Genomic DNA, 22,469 nt, shown 5'->3' with positions numbered 1-22,469 from the left:
CTGCCGTGGGCGTAGGACACTTGAGAGGAGCTGCCCATAGTACGAGAGGACCTGGGTGGACGTACCTCTGGTGTTCCGGTTGTCCTGCCAAGGGCATAGCCGGGTAGCCATGTACGGAACGGATAACCGCTGAAAGCATCTAAGCGGGAAGCCGGCCTCAAGACTAGGTGTCCCGGACCGCAAGGTCCCTAAAGACCCCTCGTAGACCACGAGGTTGATAGGCCGGGTGTGGAAGCCGAGCAATCGGCGGAGCTAACCGGTACTAATAGGTCGTGCGGCTTGACCATACTTCTAAGGCAAACATCGAAGCGTCGCGCCCGGAGTTCGGGTGACGAGCAGCGTGACACAGCTGGCCTGGCGTAGAGCGTCGCGAGAAGCGGCTCCGCTGGGCGTCCGATTGGACGCACCCAAAAGTTTCCGGTAGCGATATCGAGAAGGTCACACCCGATCCCATACCGAACTCGGAAGTTAAGCTTCTTGGAGCCGATGGTACTGCCAGGGCAACCTGGTGGGAGAGTAGGACGCCGCCGGGATTTTCTTCGAGCCTGCGCACGGTGAGAGCCGTGCGCAGGCTTTCTTTACCACGAGCCCTGCCGCTCGACCCTGAACCTGGGTCGAGCCGCGAGGCCACGTGCTCCGCAGCTCGGAGGGTGAGCAGCGCGGCACGCAGCAGCGTAGAGCGTCGCGAGGAGCGACGTTCCGCGATGCGTCCAGGGGACTGGACGCGCACCCCACAAGTTTCCGGTAGCGATATCGAGAAGGTCACACCCGATCCCATACCGAACTCGGAAGTTAAGCTTCTTGGAGCCGATGGTACTGCCAGGGCAACCTGGTGGGAGAGTAGGACGCCGCCGGGATTTTCTTCGAGCCTGCGCACGGTGAGAGCCGTGCGCAGGTTTTTTTTTGCTTTTTGTCTGCCGCTGCGCCGGGCGCCCGGGAGAGCTCCTGGTGGCCCAGACCTGGGCGCCGCAGAGCAGGCCGTCGGGCTCGGCGAATGGGCCGCGCTCGGCGCGTGCGATCTGGCGTGCGTTCGTGTCGGGGAGATTCGGGAGAGCGGCGAGCCTCGGCGGCATCGCCTCGAGCCGGGCTGCGTGCTCCATGCAGCAGGCTGCTGGCTGCAGGATGCAGCGGGCGGGATGAGCGAGGGCATTCCGAGCAGCCCGGCCCCCGTGGAGGGTGTTCGCCGGGCGGCGCGGGCCCCGCCGACTCGCCAGCTGCTGGGCAATGCGCTCGCGCGGCCTTCCGGCCCGCACCGGGAGCAGTTGCGCCAGGTCCCCCCGTGAGGGATGGCTCTTGCGTCGCCCGCAGCCCCCCGCTCAGGAAGGGACGGCGCGAGGACAGACGCACCGCCGCGCTCGACTGGCTTCACGCGCCGCGCACGCGCCGCCGATGGCAAAGAAACGCTCCCCCGCACCCGATCCGCTCGCCCGCTTCCACCCCGCCACGCAGGCGTGGTTCCGCGGTGCCTTCTCGGCACCCACCCCCGCCCAGGCTCAGGGCTTCCCGCCCATCCTCGACGGCGCCTCCACCCTGCTGCTCGCCCCGACAGGCTCCGGCAAGACGCTCGCCGCCTTCCTCGCGGCCATCGACCGGCTCATGGCCTCGCCCGAGCCCGACGCCGCCGAGCGCTGCCGCGTCGTCTACGTCTCACCGCTGAAGGCGCTCGCCATCGACGTCGAACGCAACCTGCGCGCGCCGCTCGCCGGCATCGCCGCCGCCGCCGAGCGGCTCGGCCTGCCGTACCGGGTCCCCCAGGTCGGCGTGCGCTCCGGCGATACGGCGCCCGAAGACCGCGCCCGGCTCGCCAGGAAGCCGCCGGACATCCTCATCACGACCCCGGAGTCGCTCTACCTCCTGCTCACCGCCGCCGCACACGAGCGGCTGCGCGCCGTCGAGACCGTCATCATCGACGAGATCCACGCGCTCGTCGCGACGAAGCGCGGCGCGCACCTCGCCCTGTCCCTCGAGCGGCTCGAGGCGCTCCGATCGCCGCCCCGACCGATGCAGCGCATCGGGCTGTCCGCCACGCAGCGGCCGCTCGACGAGGTCGCGCGGTTGCTCGGCGGCGGCGAGATCGACGGCGCCGGCGCGCGCTTCGCTCCGCGGCCGGTGACCATCGTCGACGCGAGCGCGCCCAAGGCGCTGGAGCTCCGCATCGAGGTGCCCGTCGAGGACATGACAAAGCTCGGCGAGGCGGCGCGCGACGGCGAGGGGCCGCTCAAGGGGCCGGCCGAGCCGGCGCAGCGCTCGATCTGGCCGAGCATCCACCCGCGCCTCGTCGAGCTCGTCCGCGCCCACCGCACCACGATGATCTTCGTGAACAGCCGGCGCCTCGCCGAGCGCCTCGCCGCGGCCCTCAACGACACCGCGGGCGCCGAGATCGCGCTCGCCCACCACGGCTCGATCGCCCGCGAGCAGCGACAGCAGATCGAGGAGCGGCTCAAGGCCGGCCTCCTGCCGTGCATCGTCGCGACCTCGTCGCTGGAGCTCGGCCTCGACCTCGGCGCCGTCGACCTCGTCATCCAGCTCGAGGCGCCGCCCTCGGTCGCCGCCGGGCTCCAGCGCGTCGGCCGCGCCGGGCACGAGGTCGGCGGCACGTCGCGCGGCATCGTGTTCCCCAAGCACCGCGGCGACCTCCTCGCTTGCGCCGCGGCCGCGTCCCGCATGCGCGAGGGCAAGGTCGAGGCGACCCTCTACCCGAGGAACCCGCTCGACGTCCTCGCCCAGCAGATCGTCGCCATCGTCTCGATGGACACCCTCCACGTCGACGCGCTCTTCGCGCTCGTCCGCCGGGCCGCGCCGTTCGCCGACCTGCCGCGCGCGAGCTTCGAGGGCGTGCTCGACATGCTCTCCGGCCGCTACCCCTCCGACGAGTTCGCCGAGCTCCGGCCCCGCATCGTCTGGGACCGCGTGGGCGGCGCCGTGCGCGCCCGCAAGGGCGCGAAGCGCCTCGCCGTCGTCAACGCCGGCACCATCCCCGACCGCGGCCTCTACGGCGTCTTCCTCGACTCCGGCGGCGACGCGGCGCGACCCGGCCGGCGCGTCGGCGAGCTCGACGAGGAGATGGTCTTCGAGGCCCGCGAGGGCGAGGTCTTCCTCCTCGGCGCCTCCTCGTGGCGCATCACCGACATCACCCACGACCGCGTCCTCGTCGTCCCCGCGCCGGGCGAGCCGGGGAAGATGCCGTTCTGGCGCGGCGATCAGGCCGGGCGCAACGCGGAGCTCGGCGCCTCCATCGGCGCCCTCGCGCGCCGCCTCGCCTCGCTGCCCGACGGAGAGGCCGAGCGCGCGCTCGCCGACGAGCACGGCCTCGACGAGCGCGCGGCGAGGAACCTCGTCCGCTACGTGCGCGATCAGGCCGCGGCCACGGGCGAGGTCCCGAACGACCGCGCCATCGTCCTGGAGCGGTTCGTCGACGAGGTCGGCGACTACCGCATCTGTCTCCTCTCGCCGTTCGGCGGCCGCGTGCACGCCCCGCTGTCGACCTGCATCGCCGAGAAGTGCCGCCTCGAGCTCGGCCTCGCCGTCGACACCGTGTGGACCGACGACGGCATCGTCCTGCGGCTGCCCGAGTCCGAGTCGCCCCCCGAAGCGAAGCAGCTCCTGCCGCAGGCCGACGAGGTCGAGGACCTGCTCGTCCGGGGCCTCGGCGACACCGCCCTCTTCGCCTCGCGCTTCCGCGAGTGCGCCGGCCGGGCGCTGCTCCTGCCGCGCAAGTTCCCCGGCAAGCGCTCGCCGCTCTGGGCCCAGCGCAAGCGCGCCGCGGACCTGCTCGCCGTCGCGTCGCGCTACGGCTCCTTCCCCATCCTGCTCGAGACCTACAGGGAGTGCCTGCGCGACGTCTTCGACCTCACCGCGCTCGAGGACCTCCTGCGGCAGATCGCGGCGCGCAAGGTCCGCGTCGTCACGGTCGACGTCCGCGCGCCCTCGCCGTTCGCGGCCACGCTGCTCTTCGCCTACGCCGGCAACTTCATCTACGAGGGCGACCTGCCGCTCGCCGAGCGGAGGGCGCAGGTGCTCGCCATCGATCACGCCCGCCTGCGCGAGCTGCTCGGCGAGGCCGAGCTGCGCGAGCTGTTCGACGCCGACGCCGTGCTGGCCCTCGAGGCGTCGCTCCAGCGCCTCGACGGTCGCGCGCCGATCAAGCACGAGGACCAGCTGCACGATCTGCTGCTCTCGCTCGGCGATCTCACGCGCGGCGAGATCGCCCGGCGCGCGGCGGGCCCCGGCGCCGCGCCGGATGCGGCCGGCGAGGGCGCCGCCGCCTGGATCGACGAGCTCGTCCGCGACCGGCGCGCCATCGAGGTCCAGCTCGGCGGCGAGCGCCGCCTCGCCGCCGCCGAGGACGCAGGTCGGCTGCGCGACGCCCTCGGGGTGGTGCCCCCGCCCGGCCTCCCGATCGCGTTCCTCGAGCCGGTCGCGGATCCGCTCGGCGCGCTCGTCGCCCGCTACGCGCGCACGCACGGGCCCTTCCGCGCGGACGACGTGGCCCGGCGTTTCGGCCTCGGGCCCGCGCCGGTCCTGGCCGCGCTCGCGCGGCTCGCGGACCGGGGCCGCGTCATCGAGGGCGAGTTCCTCCCCGGCGGCCGCGGCCGGGAGTTCTGCGACGCCGAGGTGCTGCGCTCGCTGAAGCGCCGCTCGCTGGCGCGGCTGCGCGCCGAGGTCGAGCCGGTCCCGCCCGAGGCCTACGCGCGCTTCCTCGCCGACTGGCACGGCCTGCACCGCCGCCGCCGGGGCCTCGACGGCCTGCTCGTGGTGCTCGAGCAGCTCCAGGGCGCGCCGCTCTCGGCCTCCGCCCTGGAGGCCGAGATCCTGCCCGCCCGCGTCGAGGGCTACCGCCCCGGCGATCTCGACGCCCTGTGCGCGGCCGGCGAGGTGCTCTGGCGCGGCGTCGAGCCGGTCGGCGACGGCGACGGCCGCGTCGCGCTCTACCTCGCCGAGGCCTATCCGTACCTCGTCCCGCCGCCCGGCCGCGCCGAGGGGCCGCTGGCCGAGGGCATCCGCGCCGCGCTCGCGCGCCGCGGCGCGCTCTTCTTCTCCGACCTCTCGCGCGAGACGGGCGCCTTCGGGGCCGACCTGCTCGCGGCGCTCTGGGATCTCGTGTGGGCCGGCGAGGTCACGAACGACACGCTCGCCCCGCTGCGCGCCCTCGGCCGCGAGTCCCGATCGAGCGGCCGGCGGCGCGACCGCGACCGCCCCGCGTCCGGCCTCGCCGGCCTGCGGGCGCGCCGGATCGGCCCGCCGGGCAGCGAGGGGCGCTGGTCGTTGCTGTCGTTCCCCGGCGCATCCGGCGCATCCGGTGTGCCCGGCGCAGCTGCCGGCGCGCCCGGCGAGACCGAGCGCCGCGCGGCGCTCGCCCGCGCGCTGCTCGAACGGCACGGCGTGCTCACCCGCGAGGCGGCGGCGGTCGAGGGGCTCGCGGGCGGCTTCTCGGCCGTGTACGACGTGCTCCGCGCCATGGAGGAGGCCGGTCAGGCGCGGCGCGGTTACTTCGTCGCCGGGCTGGGCGCCGCGCAGTTCGCGGTGCCCGGGGCCGACGATCGGCTCCGGGCCTGCCGCGAGCCGTCCGACGAGCCGCGGACGCTCGTCCTCGCGGCCACGGATCCGGCGAGCCCCTGGGGCGCCGCCGTCCGCTGGCCCGATCTCGCCCCGCGCGCTGACGGCGCGCCCGACGCCGCGGTCCGCGGCCCGGTCCGGCCGCAACGGGCCGCGGGCGCCCTCGTGATCCTCCACGACGGCCGGCTGCTCGCGTGGATGGGCCGCACCGAGCGGAGCCTCACCACCTTCCTCCCCGAGGTCGAGCCGGAGCGCGGCGAGGCGATCCACGCCATCGCGTCGGCGCTCGCGGCGCTCGTCGCCGAGGGGCGGCGGCGCGCGGTGCTCGTGGCCACGATCGACGGCGAGCCGGCGCACAGCTCCCCCGTGGCGCGCGCGCTGGCGGAGGTGGGCTTCACCTCCGGGGCGCACGGCTACCTCAGGCGCGCCCCCACGCCCGAGCGCGGCCCGTGGCGGCCGCGGCAGACGCCCGCGAACGCGCCCGACTGGGCCCGCCGCGCGGCCGCGGCGGGGCTCGACGCAGAGGGAGATGAGGTCGACGGCTTCAAGCCGCCGCCCGGGCTGCGCTCGTGGCCGGCGGGGCCTCCGGCCGGCGGATGGCGGATGGCGCCGCCCGCCAGCGTGACAGAGGGCGGCGCGCACGCGGCCGACGGCAGCGCGCTGGACGACGGCGAGCTCGACCTCGATGACGACGACGCGGCGATGTTCGAGGACGGCGCAGGGATCGACGACGGCCCGGAGTGACCGTCGATGGGGCGCGGCTGCGGGGGCGCTGTCCGCCGCGCGCACGCCTCCTGCCAGAAAGGACCCCCGAGCAACCAGGAAAGGGAAGGCCCCTTCGTGGTTCCTCGGCGGCTCTTCGTGGTCCTTGCGGCGCTGGAGGGATCTCGAGCGGCGCCGGGACGGTGTTCAGCCTTGCTGGGGTTGCTCGTCCGCGTTCACGTGCTGAGCGTGGCTCGCGTCGCGGCCCTTCCGGCTCCCGTTCCCCTGGCTGCGCGCCTCGGCGCCCTTGCGCCCGATCTCGGCCATGTGCTCGCGGTTCTGGCTGACGGCCTCGCCGCCCTTGCGGCCCGCCGCGCGCGCTTCCTCGGACGTGAACTCGTGCGCGGTGCCCTTCTCATGCGCCGCCTTGCCGCCCTGGCTCGCGATCTGACGCTGCTGCTCTGCGTTCATCGCCGCGAAGCCCCGCTTGCTGTCGCTGATCTGTCCCATGATCCACTCCTCGCATTGATTGCATCGTGAACGTCACTCGACGATCGTGACTACCTGCTGCGTAGCCACATCGCACCGGCGGTGCCGGCGACGCTGGACGGTGCTGCAACGCGGGTGCCAGACGCGAGCGTTCGGACGAATCCGACGATGCGTCGAGGCCGGACACCCGATGACCACCTCGACAGGGCGCGTGCCTCTTCGAGCGCTCGATGCGGCAAACTGCCTCACTGTGCGGGCGACCGTGCGTAGCTGCCTCAGCCGCTGCGGGCTCAGCCGCCGCACGGCCTGGATGACGCGGTGCGCACTCTGATTTTCTCGTTGCAATCCTCCGATGGTCTGTATCGGCTCATCGAACGAGCCGGCGAGATGACCTGTCGTCGATACGTGACACGAAGGGCGCACCGTCCACGCCTAGGGTATCTCCCGAGCGCACTGGCGACTCCGAGCGAGAGAACCCGCGTTTCTGATGCCTCACCGGCCCGTGCTCCGCGTCGAGGCACTTCCTGTGCGACTGTTAATTTTTATTGCCGTGGCTCTTGTCTCGCCAAGCGACCGAGGTCCTTGACGGGCGTGTCGCGCGGCTATCGGAAGCGGTGCTGGCGCGTCGCGTCTTGACATCACGACCCCGCTGCCGCTTCTGTTGCGTCGCATCATCATTTCGGCGCTGGGGGCCTGCTGAGGGGCGTTGCCGGCGACCGGGGTGGCGTGCAGGAGATCCTCACGATGGCGCTTCCGATTCCGGGGGCTCGGCTCGACGAAGGCCAGCTCATCTCACAGAATACGACATCCTCGCCTCGCCGCACGCGCGGCCGCTCTCCGGGCGTCGCGCGTGGCGCCGGCCTGCTCGTGCTGCCCCTTTCGCTCCTCGCTGGATGCGGCGGGTCCACCGGCGGGGCGCCCGCGGAGAGCCCTGCGCCGAGCCCCGCGCCCGCGGCGCAGGAGCCTTTCGACCTTGCCAAGGCCCTCGCCCGCGAGGCCGACGAGCTGCCGGCCCACGAGGTCCGCGCCGCCGACTGGTCGGCGCGCGCGTTCGGGGCAGGGGAGCCGCAGATCGAGCAGAAGGAAAAGCTGGTCGCGATCACCATCCCCCTCGGCACGAGCAGCCCTGTCGAGTGCTTCGTCTACAGCACGATGCTCGACTCGGGAGAGGTGATAAGGAATTTCGTCGAGCTCCTCGATCCCGCCAAGGTGGAGGTCTCCCGCGTCGTGCCCTGGGAGATCAGCGTGCACCGGGAGAGCCCCGCGGTGTTCGTGCAGGCCCTTTACCTCGCCCCGACCGCCGCCGGGAAGGCGGCCGGCCTGCTCAAGATCGCGCTGCACGCGGACAGGGCGCACCCCATCGCCTGCCTGCACGACGAGGTCGGGTATGTCCGCACGTTCGAGCGGCTCGCCAAGGGGATCTTCGACTCGTTCGACTCGAAGAGCGCTGCGCCGAGATCCGAGTACACGGACACGGTGATCCTGCGCATCGGCAAGGTCCCTGTCGGCTTCGAGACGAGCGATCTGTTCAAGGACGAGGGCGGCCAGCGGCGATGGCTCTCGCGCGGGGCCACCCTCCTGCCGCGAGACCCGAGGTCCCTGCACATCGAGGATGATGCGTCGAACGTGCTCATCGACGCTCAGGGGCGCCTCAAGGGCGGCGTCTGGATCGAGTCGGAGGGCGGCAAGACGAACCACCGGATCGAGCTGTCGCAGAAGACGAACTATCAATACGAGTACTCGGGGGAGGTCGAGGGCAAGAAGGTCCAGGGGACGTTCACCCCCTCGGCCAGGGCGTGGCTCGCGTCGCCTGTCGCCACCGCCTCGGAGCTCGCCCGGCGTCTCAAGAAAGGGTCGTTCGACCTCAAGCAGCAGGAATACATGCCTTCCATCGATCCGACAAAGCCCGTGGACGTCCAGTACGCCCGCGACGCGTCGGGTTCGGTCACGGTCTCTCACGGCACCATGCGCCTCGTCGGCAGCCTCGCGCCGGACGGCCGCCCGGAGGCGTTCGAGCTCTCGTCCGGCCCCCCCGGGCTGACGCTCCAGCGGGCCTACGCCAGGGGCAAGCTGTAACCGTCCGCCACCGCGTCACGACGGCTCGCCGATCCACTGCCCGGCGAGCGTCCGCGCGTTCTCGCGGCGGGCCCTGCAATGGTCGCGAAACACCGGGTCGACCTGGCGCGCTCCGCCGGGCCCCGCTGACGCATCGAGCCATTCGAGGAGATGGATTCGATGAACGTTCGCCTGCCCCGGTGTGCCCGCGCCCCGTCGAGGGGGTCTTTCCTGGGAGGCGGGCCCGGGATGGCGGCAGCATGAACACATCGTGGCCTGGTGTTCCCTGCCGGCAGGTAAGTGGGGTTCAGGCGCAGGATGAGCAGAGTAGGGAGAGCCCGTCATCCAACCGGCGAGCGACACCCCGGCACGACACAAAAATTGTCGCCGAAAATTAGGCACTTCACGGGAACGCTTTCTAGGGTGCTCTCATGGACAAGAAAATTTTAGCCGCAACCCTTCTGCAGGCGCTTGCCGTTGCCCAGCGCGAAGGACGCGCCGAGACCCTCGAGACGCTCGTCGAGAAGCTGCGTGTTCGCCGCAAAGATATCCGCAGCACGCTGACCGTTCTCCATGGCCAGGGCATGCTGGACGTGCTCCGCATGCGACTCACGCTCTCGGGATTCGCCATCGGCTCGGCGTTGATCGGAGAGACGCTGCCGGCGCTGAGGGCCGCTCCTCGGGCCGCCACCGCGGCGGCGTGAGCCGCCGCGCCGCGTTGCTGTGTGGGCCGTGACGGAGCGTCCGGAGCGCGCCGGGCGCTCGCCCTCGAGGGGGCCGCCTACGCCTCGACGAGGCCTGATCGCACCGCGAGGCGGGTCAGGTCGGCCACGCTGTGCGTCGCCACCTTCGCGCAGAGGCGCGCGCGGTGGGTCTCGACCGTCTTCACGCTGATCGAGAGCTGCGCGGCGACCTCCTTGGCCGAGCGGCCCATCGCGAGCAGGCGGAGCACCTGCCGCTCCCGGTCGCTCAGCGCGGCCACCATGTCTCCCTGGGCGGCGGCGTCGCGCCGCTGGAGCGCGCGCACCATCGCCGCGCTCACGTCCGGCGACACGACCGTGCGCCCTCGAACGACGGTGCGCAGCGCCTCCATGAGATCCGCGAGCCGGCTCTGCTTGGACAGGTATCCGTCGGCGCCGGCCCGCATCGCCTCGGCCACCCGGAACTCGTCCCGGTGTATCGAGAGCACGACGACGCGGAGCTCCCCGATGCTCTTGAGCTCGCGGATGAGCTCGACGCCGCTGCGGTCGGCGAGGCCGAGCTCGAGCACCGCCACCTGACAGCGGCGGCTCTCCTGCGCTCGGAGCGCCTCCTGCCCGCTTCCAGCCTGAACGACCTCGCTCACCCCTGGCTGTGACGCGAGCGCGAGCGCGAGCGCCTCCCGAACGACGTTCTGGTCATCGACGAGCAGGATATTCATGTCGAAACCCCCCTTGCCAATGGGCCTTGTAACAGAATGCGTTGATCTCCACGAACCTGTTTTCTCGGTAAGGAACCGCCTGGCGAGCGTGGATTCATTTCTGCAGAGCTCCTGTGGAGCGGCCCAGGCGCCTCGCGGAATCGCCTTGGACGAGCGAGGAGGGCAATCGGCAATCGGGCGCGGCGGGCCGATGTCACCTGGAACGTTGTTCCATCGGGCCGGGGCGCTCGGCGCTCGTCCGGGGCTCGCGGCGTCGCGCGGCGAGCCCTCGGCGGCCCGCCCATGGCGTCGCGGGCTCTCGGTCGATCCATGCCGGTGCGGCCTCTCGGTCGATGCCGCTCCCTCGGCCGTTATGTTTGCGGTAGATAGCCTGCCTCATGCCTGGCCTGCGCGGAGCTCTCCTCTCCCGTTTGCGACCTGACTCGGCCTTCTGGCGCCGCGCGCTCGCCGCGGGCGTCGCGCGCGGGCCGGAGCCCTGGGTGCGCCACAGTCCTCCGGTCTTCGGTGTGCTCTTCGCGGCCGCGCTCCCCGGGCTGCGCCGTCGCGTCGAGGAGAACCTGCGCCGCGTGCGCGGGCCGCGGCCGCGCCTCGTCGACATGCTCGACAGCGCCGCGGTGTTCGCGACCTACGGAAGCTGCATCACCGAGGCGCTGCTGCTCGCGAGCGGTCGCGGTTACACGGTGGAGCGGCGTTCCCTGGGGGTCGAGCATTACCGTGCGTGTGCCGCGGCTGGCCGGGGTGTCCTCATCGTCACGGCGCACACGGGTGGCTGGGACATTGCCGGCCAGATCCTCGGCGTTGTGCACCCTGAGGGGGTCATGCTGGCGATGCAGCGCGAACGGGATGCCGAGGCGCGCGCCATCCAGGATGCGGCGCGGCAGCGCGCTGGCGTCCAGGTTGTGCACATCGGCGACGGGCCCCTCGACGCGTTGCCGCTGCTCAAGCACCTGCAGCGCGGCGGCGTCGTCGCGATGCAGATCGATCGCGTGCCGCCCGGGATGCGCAGCCGGGAGGTCGCCTTCCTCGGCGCCCGCTGGCGTGCGCCCGAGGGGCCGATCGCGCTCGCCGCGATGAGCGGCGCGCCGATCCTGCCGGTGTTCACGCACCGCCTGGGTTTCCTCGAGTACGAGGCGGTCGTGGCCCCGCCCATCTGGCTCGCCCGCCGGGCGACCGAGGCGGAGCGGGACCGTGCCGCGTCCGAGATGATGGCCGCGATGGAGCGCTTCGTCCGCGCCCATCCGACGCAGTGGTTCCATTTCGCCGGCGACGGTCCGGTCGCGCCGGCGTAGAGCGGATCGCTGCCTGAAGGGGTGAAGCCCGCGAGGGGCGCGATGGGCACAGGAGAGGTGATGAATCCTGTCCCTGTTCGCGCTCCATTGCGGCTCCCGCCATTCGACAGCCTGCTTCCTCGGCGTCGATGGTCTTCAACCACCGTGACAGCCGCGCTGGCGGGTCTTGCGATCTGGAGCGGTGCTCGGACGAGGAGGGAGACAGACTAGAGCGGCCCCTCGGTCAACCCATGCACGAACTGCCGCACGCGCGGATCGTCGCTGGCCTTCGCCTGCTCGGTGGTGCCGTCGAAGATGAGCCTGCCGCGGTAGAGCATCCCCACCCGGTCCGTCACCGTGAGGAGCCGATCGAGGTCGCTCGACACCATCACCACGGTGGCGTTCATCGCCCGCTGCTCGGCGCGGAGCAGGTCGAAGATGCGCTGCGACGTCACCGGATCCAGCCCCGCCGCCGGCTCGTCGTAGAGGACGATCTCGCCCCGCGCGATCGTGGCGCGGGCGACGCCGACGCGCTTCTTCTGGCCGCCGGACAGCCCCGCTGGCGTCCGGTCCTCGAACCCCGCGAGCGACACCACGCGGAGCCGCTCCGCGACGCGCTCCTCGATCTCCTCCTCGCTCAGATCGTAGAGCCGGCGCAGCGGGAACGCGATGTTCTCCCCGACGGTCATGTAGTCGAACAGCGCGTTGTTCTGGAACAGCATCCCGAACTTGAGGCGGAACGTCTGGAGATCGAGCTCGCTCAGCGCGTGCACGTCCTTCCCGTCGACGACCACACGCCCGCGATCCGGCCGCAGCAGCCCCGTGATCATCTTGAGCAGCACGCTCTTGCCCGAGGCGCCCGGCCCGATGAGCCCGTACAGGCAGCCGGCGGGCACGTCGAGGTCGACGCCCCGGAGGACGGGCATGCCCCCGAAGCTCTTCGTCAGCTGCTCGATCTGGATCATCGGTCGCGTGGACACGGTCGCCGGGGAGGGCGCGCGCCCCCGTACCCTACCCCCGTTACTTCGAGGAGAACGTCGTCCGGGCCACATCGAGCCGCGGATGGGACGGGAACGACATCCCGCGGATCTGCCCGGAGATGCACGACGCGATGCTCGGGCTCGACGGGCTCGTCGTGATGGTGACCCCGACGGCGCGGCCGTTCTGGACGGCGGCGCAGACGCTCACCTCCATGGTCGACGGCACGCCGCACGCGTTCAGGTACGTGCCGCGGTTGAGCACGTTGCCGTAGGCGCCCGCCGTGAGATCGGCCGGCCCGTTGTTGCCCAGCTTGTACTCCTCGACGTAGCGCGCCTGCGCCGCCTCACAGCTCATCCCGGTGCCGAGCGTCGGGTAGCTGCCGCCGCTGCTCGGCCGCGCCCCGCCGCCCTGGCGCGCCACCTTGGCGCTGCCGAGGCCGGCGTCGACCTCGATCGCGATGCGGTCGGTCGCGCCCTGCACGGCGAGCTCCTGCTCCTTGTGGCTGCGCTCGCGGTACCACCAGCCCGCGCCCGCGGCGAGGATCACGCCCATCAGCGCCATCCCGAGCAGCGCCTTGTACTGCGTGCCCTGCTTCTCGGCCGACACCACGGCGTCGAGCGCGCGCTTCTCCTGCACGATGTCCCGGTTCAGCTTCGCCTGCTCGGCGAACGGCGCGAACTCCTCCCAGTCATGGATGGCGCGCTCCTCCCCGGAGAACGTGTCGCGCAGCACCTGGTCGCCCGTGAAGGAGCCGGACGCGACCTGCTGGAGCAGCTCCACGGACGAGAACGGCCCGTGGTCCATGCCGTCCTTGATGACGACGTACCGCGGCCGCGTATCGGACTCGAGCGCGGCCTTGAGATCCGCGAGCTTGCGCGTCGGATCGTCGCCGTGCAGGCGCGGCGGCTGGTTGACCGGGATCGCGACAGCGAACGGTCCGTCCCCGGTCACCGACTGGATCCGAGGCAAGGACGGCGCCGACGGGACGTGCCCCTCTGCGTGCCCGTTCGGCGGCATCATGGAGAGATTGATGTCGACCTCGAAGTCCCCGTCGCCGTCGAGGTGCGAGGTATCGGCGCTCGGCGGCTGCACCGAGGCGGCCGGGACGATCTGGTAGAGCGCCTGCGCGAGGGCGGCGAGGTCCGCCGGCCGGTGCTTCGGATCGGCCACGAGCGACTTGCCGAGCACGGTTTCCAGCGCGGGCGGCAGATCGGGGATCACGTCCGCCGGACGCCGCATCCCCGGGCCGACGCTGGCATTCGTGAGCAGCTCGTAGAGGATGGCCCCGATCGCGAAGACGCTCGCGCGCGCGTCGCCTTCGCTGCCCTTGCGCTCCTCGGGCGCGAGGCAGGCGCGGTCGCGCGGCAGGAGAGGTGGGGTGTGTGCGAGCTCCTCGATCAGCTGGAGCGCGCCGCCCGCGTCGTAACCGAGGCACGAGGGGTGGACGAACATGGTCCGCCCCTGCGCGTGCAGCTCGTGGAGCTGCGTGCAGAGCGGCACGGCGAGGGCGACGGCCTCGCGGACGTCGAAGCGGCGACCGGTCGCGCGGCGCGACTCCATCTCGGCGCGGAGCGTGCCGGCGGGGATGGACATGCCGACCGGCAAGGGGGTGAGAATGACCTGGACCTGAGCGGACATCGGGGAGCAACACTACGCCAACACGCGGGGTCCGCTCAACGCCGCACCACAACGTTGCAGTGTCGACGTTCGGCGAAGCTTGGCGCCGACGTGGGATGCGCAGTGGGAGCGTGCACTTGCGGCGTCAGCGTCCGTCAGCGCGCGTTGGTGTCCGCTTGTGTCGGTTTGCAGCCGCTCGCGTCCGTCAGCGCGCGCTTGCGTTCGGGTGCGTCGGCCAGCGTGCGTGAGCGCTCGTCAGCGCTCGTCAGCGTACGTTTGCGTCGGTCTGCGTCCGGGTGCGCCCGGCGGCGGTGTCGGCCGCGGCGGCGTCCGCGCCGATCGCCAGGACGTGCCCCGCGAAGAAGCGGAGGACGTCGGTCTCGCGCGATTTCGGCCAGCGCGCGTGGTTGATGGCGCCCTTCTTTGCGGAGCATCGGTTCCTGAGCGCGCAGTGGGGCTCGTCCCTGCTGGCCTCGTCGAGGCGCAGGAACGAGGTCTGCGCGGAGAGCGCGTCGCGCGCGCGCAGCCACCGCTCGACCGACTCGCACGAGAACATGTCGTCGCACGCGCGGTAGATCGCCATCGCGGGCGGGGGAGGGCCGGGGCACGCCCACTCGGCCGGCGGCGCGTTGCTGCCGAAGGTGGCGAACGCCGCGACGCGGTCGGCGCGCATCATGGCGTACGTCGCCGCCATGTGGCCGCCGTAGGAGCCGCCGAGCGCGTAGATGCGCCGCCGGTCGACGAGCTTCTTCTCGAGCAGCTGGTCGACGAAGGCGTCGACGGTCGCGACGTCGACGTTGCCCTCGCCGGTGAACTCGACGTCGAACGGCGCGACCGCCGTGTACATCTTCGTGCCGCGCTCGCGCTCGGCCTGGCTCGGCGTCTTGAAGGCGCGGCCCTGGGGCGCGAGCACGATGAAGCCCGCGTGCGCGGGGTCGCCGGTCAGGTTCCACGTGGCGCCGAGCTTGCGCAGGCCGGTCTCCTTGTCGACGCTCGTCGGGTTGTCGCCGTCGGCGTGGAAGAAGACGATGAGCGGCAGCGGCGCGCGCGTCTCCACGCCGCTCGGCGCGATCACGCAGGCGTAGCGGGGCGACCCCTCGGCGTCGCGCGTCTCCAGCACCTGGGCGCCGCGGCAGGGCGGCCTGCCGAGCGTCTTGCGGAGCTCTCGTCCCGGGCGCCCCTGCTCGGCGACGCAGCGCCCTTCGCTGGGCGGCCTCGCCGCGGGCGGCTTCGACGGCGGCGCCGCCGCGCTGGCCGGACCGGTCGCGCGGGCGCCTGCATCCTGCCGCGCCGCCGCCGGCCGCGGCTGCCCGCCGTCGGCCGCGGCTGTGCCGGCATCCCGCTCGAAGACGCCGAGCAGGTCGCCGCCGTCGACCCCGGACGACGGCGTGGAGCAGGCCGCGGCGACCCACGCCGCGGCGCCGGCGAGCGCGGCGGCGAGCAGAGCGCGGCCGCGCCGGAGGCCGGGGAGGTCCCGCGTCCAGGTGCGCCGCGTGCGGAGCCCGGGTCGAGGTCGAGGCACGGGCGTACTGTAGTACGACGTCGACCGAGCTCCGCCCGGGATTTCTCGTCGGGGACCTTGGGCGGTATTGCCCGCTCGCTGCGAAGCTCGGCGAGCGCGCCGGCACCGGGGCTCCCTCGACCAGTAGGATCCGTGCCTTGCGCTCGGGGGTCCTGGACCGCATCGATACACAACACCTCCCGCCGCAATCGACTGCCGCCGAGAGGCGATCGGCGCGAGCTGGAATGTGGGAAGTGCCACCGGGCAGCGTGTGAAAGTAAGACGTATTACTTTCGACCACCGCCAAGAGGCGATCGGTGCAAGCTGGGATGCGGCAGGTGCCACCGGGCGGCGTGTCGAAACCACCCTTCAGCCCCGCGTCGGCCCCGCCCGCCGGGGACGAAATTGTATCTACGGGCGCTGCTGGCTTGCGAGGTGGTCCTTCATGGCTAGGCTGGTCCGCGGCCCACCCATGACGCCCTTCGATATCCTCATCGGCACCGCGCTCGCGGCGATCCTCGCTTTCCAGGTCTATGTCACCGTGCGCGTCTTCCGGAGCCGCGTCTACGAGCCCAAGCAGAAGGTCTGGCAAGCGCAGCTCGTCTGGCTCCTGCCGATCATCGGCGCCGGCCTGGTCTTCTCGATCCTCCAGGAAGAGGACCGGGCCCACCGCGACGCCTCCTCGCACCTCCGCAACTGAGCCAGCGCCCCCCGGCCGCTCGGCCGCACCGGCCGTCACCGTCCGCGGTCACGGAGGCGGTCGCGTCGAGTCGCGTGAAACAGCCGCCTCGCTCCCCTCTCCGTCCTCCGCACCCACCCCGTCACCTCGGGGCAGCCGGATGTGACGCTGGCACAATCGAACAGCACGATCCGGTTTCGCCCTTCGGTCTAGCGGCCCCGTGCGCTATGGCTCAGGGGAGCATGGCGGACGACGTCTTCGGCATCGTCGGGACCACGCAGGCGGGTAATTTCCACGTCGAGCAGGTGGTCGCGGAAGGGGGATTCGGCGTGGTGTACCGAGCGCTTCATGCCGGTTTCCGCGCGCCGGTCGCCCTGAAATGCCTGAAGGTCTCCGAGGCGAAGACCCCGCGCGAGCGCCAGCTCTTCCTCGAGAAGTTCCGCGAGGAGGCCCAGCTGCTCTTCCGGCTCTCCGCCTCCATTCCGGAGGTCGTCCGCCCGCTCCACGTCGACGTGCTGCACCTGAAGCGAGGGGAGTTCGTCCCGTTCCTGGCCCTCGAGTGGCTGGAGGGCGAGTCGCTCGACAAGGTCATCGATCGGCGCAGGCTCAAGGGGGATCCGCCGATCCCGCTCCACCGGCTGATGAAGATGATGCGCCCGATCGCGCAGGCGATCGCGCGCGCGCACCGCTTCCCGAGCCCGAACGGCACGGTGTCGATCATCCACCGCGACCTCAAGCCCGAGAACATCTTCATCACGACGCAGGAGGGGACCGAGCGCCTCAGGATCCTCGACTACGGCATCGCCCAGGCGAAGACGCTGGCCGAGCAGGCCGTCGGGCGGGTGACGAACGGCGACCCGCTGAACGCGTTCTCCCCGGCGTACGGCGCGCCGGAGCAGTGGGCGCCGAAGCGGTTCGGGCAGGCGGGGACCTGGACCGACGTCTGGGGTCTGGCGCTCACCATGGTGGAGGCGCTCGTCGGGCGGCAGGTGATCGATGGCGAGGCGCAGGCCATGATGGGGACGGCGCTCGACGTGAAGCGCCGGCCCACGCCCCGGACCGAGGGCGCCAGCATCCCGCCGGAGGTCGACGCCGTGTTCGAGCGCGCGCTCGCCGTGAGCCCGCGCGACCGCACGAGGGACATCGAGTCCTTCTGGACCGAGCTCGAGGCGGCGATGGGGCTCCCGGCCACGTTCGGGCGGGCCGCTGCCCTCGAGGACGCGTACTCCACCCCGCCGCCGCCCTCGTCGTCGATGCGCGCCCCGCAGGTCAAGCGCGCCGGGCACGTCTGGCTCGACACGCCCAGGGACGCGGGGTCGCTCGAGATCGATCTCGACGTGGCCCCGGCGTCGATGCGCTCGCCGCGGGGAGGCCGCCGCGACGGCCCGGCGAGCAGCGTGCGCCCGCTGCCGGGCCCGGATTCGGCCGGGCTCGAGATGGATCTCCCGGAGGCGCCGCTGAGCGCGCTGGGCCGGGGGATGGGCGCGTTCGCCGCCGACAGCGCGCCCTCGAGCGCGCGAGGCCGCGCGATAAGGGACGAGCGCGCGGGCTTCGCGGAGGCGACGCCCGTGGGCGGGCACCCGCGCGGCGGCGGGATGATCGGGATGATGGAGAGCACGCCGCCGCTGGAGATGGCGCTCGGCGTGGCGCCGCGCGCGACCTCGCTGCCGCCGGTCGCGGTGCGCCCGCTGTCGGACATGCCGTCGGCGCGGTACCGGCCGTCGACGCGCCCGCCGGCGGACGTGCGGCCGCGCGCGCCGGAGCCGAGGCCGATCGCCACCGGGCCGACCCTCCTCCAGCAGCTGGGGCTGCCCGTCGCCTGCATCGTGTTCGCGTGCGTGGTCACGGTCGCCGACCTCATCATGAAGCGATCGGGCGAGGTGCTGAGCTTCGGCCCGGTGCGCTCGTTCTGGGTCGCCGGCGTGCTGCTCCTCTTCGGCGTCGGCCTGTTCTTCTGGCGCATGCTCGGAGACCCAGGGGATGCCTGACATGACCCACGGAAGCGCCGCGGAGCAGCGCGCCGACCAGAGTGTGTCCGCCCGCTTCACGCGGCTGATGAACGCGTCGACCTCGCGATGGGGCGTGCTCACCGATCCCCCGCTCGTGGCGCTCGCCTCGAGCGTCTTCCTGTTCGCGTTCCTCGCGGCGCTCGGCCGCGACGCGGGCCCCGCGGTCGCGCGCCCGCTCGGGGCCCTCCTGCTCGCGCCGATCACGGTCGCGCTCGCCGTCAGCGTGGCGCTGCGCGGCGCGCGGCGCGCGGTCGTCGCGTGGCTCGCGCGCCAGCCGTTCCCGGTGGAGAACCTGAACGCCGTGCTGAACGGCCTGGGCGAGGGGCTGGAGGTCACCTTCGCCGGCGCGGTCCCGGAGGCGGCGGAGCTCAACGTCGAGCTCGACAAGGTGCACCCGGATGCGTTCGTGACGGGTGGCGTCGAGGACGCGCGCACGCTGGAGATCCGCATCGGCGTCGTCGACTCGAAGCGCAACCCGGCCGCGACGAACCACCAGCGCTACGCGCGCGTCCGCGAGCTCGTCGAGCGCGCGCTCGTGCCGCTCGCGGAGCGCTACCCGATCCAGAGCGTCCGGGTGAAGTGAGCGAGCCGCGCGCGCCGGCCGCGCGCGTCCGCCGAGGACGCGCCGGGCACGCGCGTCCATCCGAGCGCGCGTTCGCGCCGGTCGCGCGCGCCCAGCGCATGTCCGGGAGATGGAGCAGGGACGTCGCCCGGGCGCTCGCGCGCGTGCTTGCCATGCCGCCCCGTACCCCTGCTATCGTCGCGCCCCATGACCGCCTCGACCTCCGAGAAGCTCTTCTCCGATCTGGAAGCGCGGGGCATCACCCGCGCCAAGATCGGCGGCTTTGACATCGACGGCATCCTCCGCGGAAAGTACGTCTCCCTCGAGAAGCTGAAGAGCGCCCTCGGGAGCGGCTTCGGCTTCTGCGACGTCATCTTCGGCTGGGACATCGCCGACGTCCTCTACGACAACACAAAGGTCACCGGCTGGCACACCGGCTACCCGGACGCGCACGCGGTCCTCGATCCGAGCACGCTGCGCGACCTCCCGTGGGAGCCGGGCACCGTCGCGCTGCTCGCCGACTTCCGCGACGAGGGCGGCGGCCCGCACCCCGCGTGCCCGCGCTCGCTCCTCAGGAGCGTCATCGCGAAGGGCGAGCGGATGGGGCTCTCGGCGAAGCTCTCGTGCGAGTTCGAGTTCTTCCTCTTCGAGGAGACGCCGCGCTCGCTGCACGAGAAGCGCTTCGCCGGCCTGACGCCGCTCAGCCCCGGCATGTTCGGCTACTCGTGGGTCCGCGAGGGGCAGAACAAGAAGCTCATGGCCGCCATCCTCGACCAGATGCGGGCCTTCGACGTCGAGATCGAGGGCCTGCACACCGAGACCGGCCCGGGCGTGTACGAGGCGGCGATCCGCTACGACGACGCGCTCCGCGCCGCGGACAAGGCCGCGCTGTTCAAGGTCGCCATGAAGCAGATCGCCCACGAGCATGGCCTCTCGGTCACGTTCATGGCGAAGTGGAACGAGGGCCTGCCCGGCTCGAGCGGCCACCTGCACCAGAGCCTCTGGAAGGACGGCCGGAACATCTTCGACGACGCGTCGTCGCCCGACCGGCTCCCGACCGCGCTGCGCCACTACGTCGGCGGCCAGATCGCCCTCATGCCCGAGCTCACGGCGCTCTACTCGCCCACGATCAACGCCTACAAGCGGTACGTGCCCGGCGTCTGGGCGCCGCTCAACGCCAGCTGGGGCGTCGAGAACCGCACGGCCGCGATCCGCCTCATCGGCCTCGGCACGCCCGGCGCGCGCGTCGAGTACCGCCAGACGGCCGCGGACATCAACCCGTACATCGCCATGGCCGCGTGCCTCGGCGCGGGGCTCCACGGCATCGAGAACGGGGTCGAGCCGCCCCCGCAGGCCGCCGGGGACGCGTCGTCCGCCGAGCCCTCGCGCCTCTCGCTGCCGCGCTCGCTCGCGGAGGCGACCCGGATGCTCGCGGGCAGCCAGAGGGCCCGGGAGATCCTCGGCGAGAGGTTCGTCGACCACTATGTCCTGACGCGCGACTGGGAGGTTCGGCAGTACGAGCGCGCGGTCACGGATTGGGAGCTGAAGCGCTACTTCGAGGCGGTGTGATCATGAGCCAGTTCACGGTCTGGAGCTTTCCTACACGCATCCTCTTCGGCGCCAGCGTCGTCGAGCAGACGGGCGCCGAGGCGCGCCGGCTCGGGGCGACGCGGGCCCTCATCGTCACCGACAAGGGCGTCGTCCGCTCGGGGCTGCTCGAGCCCGTCGCGGCCTCGCTGCGGAAGGAGGGCCTCGAGGTGGCCGTCTTCGACGACGTGCTCGGCAACCCGATCGAGAAGAACGTGCACGATGGCGTCGCCGCGTTCCGCGACGCCCGCGCCGATCTCGTCGTTGCCCTCGGCGGCGGCTCGCCGCTCGACGTCGGCAAGCTCGTCCGCCTCGGCGTGAACCACGATCGGCCGCTCGTCGATTACGACGACGCCACGGGCGGAGATCGCTTCATCACGCCGAGCGTCCCGCCGATGCTCGCGATCCCCACGACGGCCGGGACCGGCAGCGAGGTCGGCCGCTCGGGCGTCGTGACGCTCGACGTGAACCACCGGAAGACGGTGATCTTCTCCCCGTACCTGCTCGCGAACGCCGCGCTGCTCGATCCGGTGATGACGCGATCGATGCCGGCGTTCCTCACGGCGGCGACGGGCTTCGACGCGCTCACCCACTGCGTCGAGGCGTACGTGGCGAAGGGGGATCACCCGATGGCCGACGGCATCGCGCTCGAGGGGATCCGCCTCGCCGCCGCGCACCTCGAGCGCGCGGTGACGCACGGCGAGGATCTCGAGGCGCGCGGCGGCATGATGAAGGCGGCGATGATGGGCGCCGTCGCGTTCCAGAAGGGGCTAGGCGCGTGCCACTCGCTCGCCCACCCGCTCTCGAGCGAGTGCGGGCTGCACCACGGCCTGGCCAACGCGCTCTGTCTCCCGCCGGTCGTCGAGTTCAACGTCGCCGCGGCGGCGCCGCGCCTCGCCCGCATCGCGGCCCTCCTCGGCGCTCCCGAGGACGCCGCCGCGTGCGCCGAGGCCATCCGCGCCCTGCGCGCCCGCATCGGGCTCACGGCCGGCCTCGAGAAGGCGGGGGTCCCGCGCGACAAGCTCGACGCGCTGGCCGATCTCGCCACGCAGGACGCGTGCCACACGAGCAACCCTCGCCCGTGCTCGCGCAACGATCTCCGCCAGCTGTACGAGGCTTCCTTCGCGAGCTGACGCGCGCGACGCGCCGTGCCGTGGTCGCGCGGCGCGTCGTGCGCCTGTCGCGCGCGCGGGGGCCCGCGTCGCCGCCGCGGAGAGGGGGCGCCCTGGCTTGCGTCGACCACGACGGGATCATGACCATTTCCCGGCGTCCAGCGGGCCGCTGGATGCCGGCCTACCTCTGGCCGACAATGGATAAATGCGGTACCAGGGGGGCACGATGACCGCCACCACCACCGAGCGCACCGCGCGTCCAGCGACATGCCAGATGTTCGAGACGCCGCTCATCGAGAGATTTTCGCGGATCCACCCGATCACGCCGTTCGCCTTCTGGCTCCCGGTCTACGGCTATCTGCTCGTCCGCGCCGCCGGTCACGGCGTCGGCTTCTGGGCCGGGCTCGGGCTCGTGCTGGTCGGCCTGTTCCTGTGGACGCTCGCCGAGTACGTCCTGCACCGCTACGTGTTTCACTATGTCGGGCCGCGCCTGTGGCAGCGCCGGATGCATTTCGTTCTCCACGGGGTGCACCACGACTTCCCGCAGGATGCCGACCGGCTGGTGATGCCGCTCGGCGCCAGCATTCCCCTGGGCGTCGCCTTTTACATGCTGTTCCGCACGGCCTTCGGCCCTGTTCCAGCGGATCCGCTGTTCGCCGGCTTTGGCCTCGGGTACCTCGTGTATGACGGCACCCACTATGCCATTCACCATTTCCGCATGAGCTCGCGCTGGGGGAAGTGGATCAAGCGCCATCACATGATCCATCACCACACGGGAGAACACGCTCGGTGGGGCGTATCGTCGCCGCTATGGGACTGGGCCTTCGGGACGATGGGCACCTCGCCGTCGGGAAAAGGCAGCTGAGCGGGAGAGCCGAGCGCGGCGGGGGAGAGCCGAGCGCGGCGGAGCGCGCGGCCGGCGATCCTCAGG

Annotated in this window: 15 protein-coding genes and 3 rRNA genes (1 of these 18 only partly in view); 13 read left to right on the top strand and 5 right to left on the bottom strand. The window is 72.1% G+C overall.

Annotated features, from left to right (window positions below; genetic code table 11):
• From WMF28_RS19630 to WMF28_RS19615, 4 genes are all read left to right on the top strand, one after another.
• A 23S ribosomal RNA gene (locus WMF28_RS19630) occupies positions 1-287 on the top strand; it begins 2,721 nt to the left of the window's first position.
• Between the two features lie 129 nt (positions 288-416).
• Positions 417-533: ribosomal RNA gene (rrf, locus tag WMF28_RS19625) — 5S ribosomal RNA — on the top strand.
• A 207-nt stretch (positions 534-740) separates the two neighbouring features.
• Positions 741-857 (top strand): 5S ribosomal RNA (gene rrf / locus WMF28_RS19620).
• Between the two features lie 532 nt (positions 858-1,389).
• On the top strand, positions 1,390-6,300 hold the full coding sequence (locus WMF28_RS19615; RefSeq protein WP_437603774.1) for an Lhr family helicase: 4,911 nt from the start codon (positions 1,390-1,392) through the stop codon (positions 6,298-6,300).
• Between the two features lie 165 nt (positions 6,301-6,465).
• Here the strand turns inward: WMF28_RS19615 and WMF28_RS19610 are convergent, their stop codons facing one another.
• Positions 6,466-6,768 carry a KGG domain-containing protein gene (locus WMF28_RS19610; protein WP_437603773.1) on the bottom strand — a complete coding sequence of 101 codons (303 nt, stop codon included), beginning with the start codon at positions 6,766-6,768 and terminating at the stop codon, positions 6,466-6,468.
• Positions 6,769-7,491: 723 nt separating this feature from the next.
• Here WMF28_RS19610 and WMF28_RS19605 point away from each other — a divergent pair.
• Together WMF28_RS19605 and WMF28_RS19600 are read left to right on the top strand one after the other, a co-directional pair.
• Positions 7,492-8,823: a hypothetical protein gene (locus tag WMF28_RS19605; protein ID WP_437603772.1), complete on the top strand. Its 1,332-nt coding sequence runs from the start codon at positions 7,492-7,494 to the stop codon at positions 8,821-8,823.
• Between the two features lie 410 nt (positions 8,824-9,233).
• The gene (locus tag WMF28_RS19600) at positions 9,234-9,506 is read left to right on the top strand and encodes a hypothetical protein (RefSeq protein WP_437603771.1); all 273 of its coding nucleotides are present in this window, start codon (positions 9,234-9,236) and stop codon (positions 9,504-9,506) included.
• A 77-nt stretch (positions 9,507-9,583) separates the two neighbouring features.
• Here the strand turns inward: WMF28_RS19600 and WMF28_RS19595 are convergent, their stop codons facing one another.
• Positions 9,584-10,222, bottom strand: a complete 639-nt coding sequence (locus WMF28_RS19595) for a response regulator (RefSeq protein ID WP_437603770.1) — start codon at positions 10,220-10,222, stop codon at positions 9,584-9,586.
• Positions 10,223-10,632: 410 nt separating this feature from the next.
• Between WMF28_RS19595 and WMF28_RS19590 the strand changes: the two genes are divergently transcribed.
• Positions 10,633-11,511: a lysophospholipid acyltransferase family protein gene (locus WMF28_RS19590; RefSeq protein WP_437603769.1), complete on the top strand. Its 879-nt coding sequence runs from the start codon at positions 10,633-10,635 to the stop codon at positions 11,509-11,511.
• A 206-nt stretch (positions 11,512-11,717) separates the two neighbouring features.
• Here WMF28_RS19590 and WMF28_RS19585 read toward each other — a convergent pair whose 3' ends face one another.
• The 3 genes from WMF28_RS19585 to WMF28_RS19575 form a co-directional block, all read right to left on the bottom strand.
• Complete coding sequence (locus WMF28_RS19585) at positions 11,718-12,470, bottom strand: ABC transporter ATP-binding protein (RefSeq protein ID WP_437603767.1); 753 nt, start codon at positions 12,468-12,470, stop codon at positions 11,718-11,720.
• 40 nt (positions 12,471-12,510) lie between these two features.
• The gene (locus tag WMF28_RS19580; protein ID WP_437603766.1) at positions 12,511-14,109 is read right to left on the bottom strand and encodes a hypothetical protein; all 1,599 of its coding nucleotides are present in this window, start codon (positions 14,107-14,109) and stop codon (positions 12,511-12,513) included.
• A 244-nt stretch (positions 14,110-14,353) separates the two neighbouring features.
• Entirely contained in the window at positions 14,354-15,610 is a 1,257-nt protein-coding gene (locus tag WMF28_RS19575; protein ID WP_437603765.1) for an alpha/beta fold hydrolase, read from the bottom strand.
• 424 nt (positions 15,611-16,034) lie between these two features.
• Between WMF28_RS19575 and WMF28_RS19570 the strand changes: the two genes are divergently transcribed.
• The 6 genes from WMF28_RS19570 to WMF28_RS19545 all read left to right on the top strand — a co-directional run bounded on the left by WMF28_RS19570 (position 16,035) and on the right by WMF28_RS19545 (position 22,403).
• Positions 16,035-16,289 carry a hypothetical protein gene (locus WMF28_RS19570; protein ID WP_437603764.1) on the top strand — a complete coding sequence of 85 codons (255 nt, stop codon included), beginning with the start codon at positions 16,035-16,037 and terminating at the stop codon, positions 16,287-16,289.
• Between the two features lie 221 nt (positions 16,290-16,510).
• Positions 16,511-18,256 carry a serine/threonine protein kinase gene (locus WMF28_RS19565; protein WP_437603763.1) on the top strand — a complete coding sequence of 582 codons (1,746 nt, stop codon included), beginning with the start codon at positions 16,511-16,513 and terminating at the stop codon, positions 18,254-18,256.
• 1 nt (position 18,257) lies between these two features.
• On the top strand, positions 18,258-18,860 hold the full coding sequence (locus WMF28_RS19560) for a hypothetical protein (RefSeq protein ID WP_437603762.1): 603 nt from the start codon (positions 18,258-18,260) through the stop codon (positions 18,858-18,860).
• Between the two features lie 186 nt (positions 18,861-19,046).
• Complete coding sequence (locus WMF28_RS19555; protein WP_437603761.1) at positions 19,047-20,408, top strand: glutamine synthetase family protein; 1,362 nt, start codon at positions 19,047-19,049, stop codon at positions 20,406-20,408.
• On the top strand, positions 20,405-21,559 hold the full coding sequence (locus WMF28_RS19550) for an iron-containing alcohol dehydrogenase (protein WP_437603760.1): 1,155 nt from the start codon (positions 20,405-20,407) through the stop codon (positions 21,557-21,559). Before WMF28_RS19555 ends, WMF28_RS19550 begins: the two co-directional genes overlap by 4 nt.
• Before the next feature lie 205 nt (positions 21,560-21,764).
• Entirely contained in the window at positions 21,765-22,403 is a 639-nt protein-coding gene (locus WMF28_RS19545) for a sterol desaturase family protein (protein WP_437603759.1), read from the top strand.
• Positions 22,404-22,469 lie beyond the last annotated feature (66 nt).

It is taken from the genome of Sorangium sp. So ce590 (assembly GCF_051521365.1).
Classification (GTDB): domain Bacteria; phylum Myxococcota_A; class Polyangia; order Polyangiales; family Polyangiaceae; genus Sorangium.
This window is presented reverse-complemented; position numbering and strand designations above follow the sequence as displayed.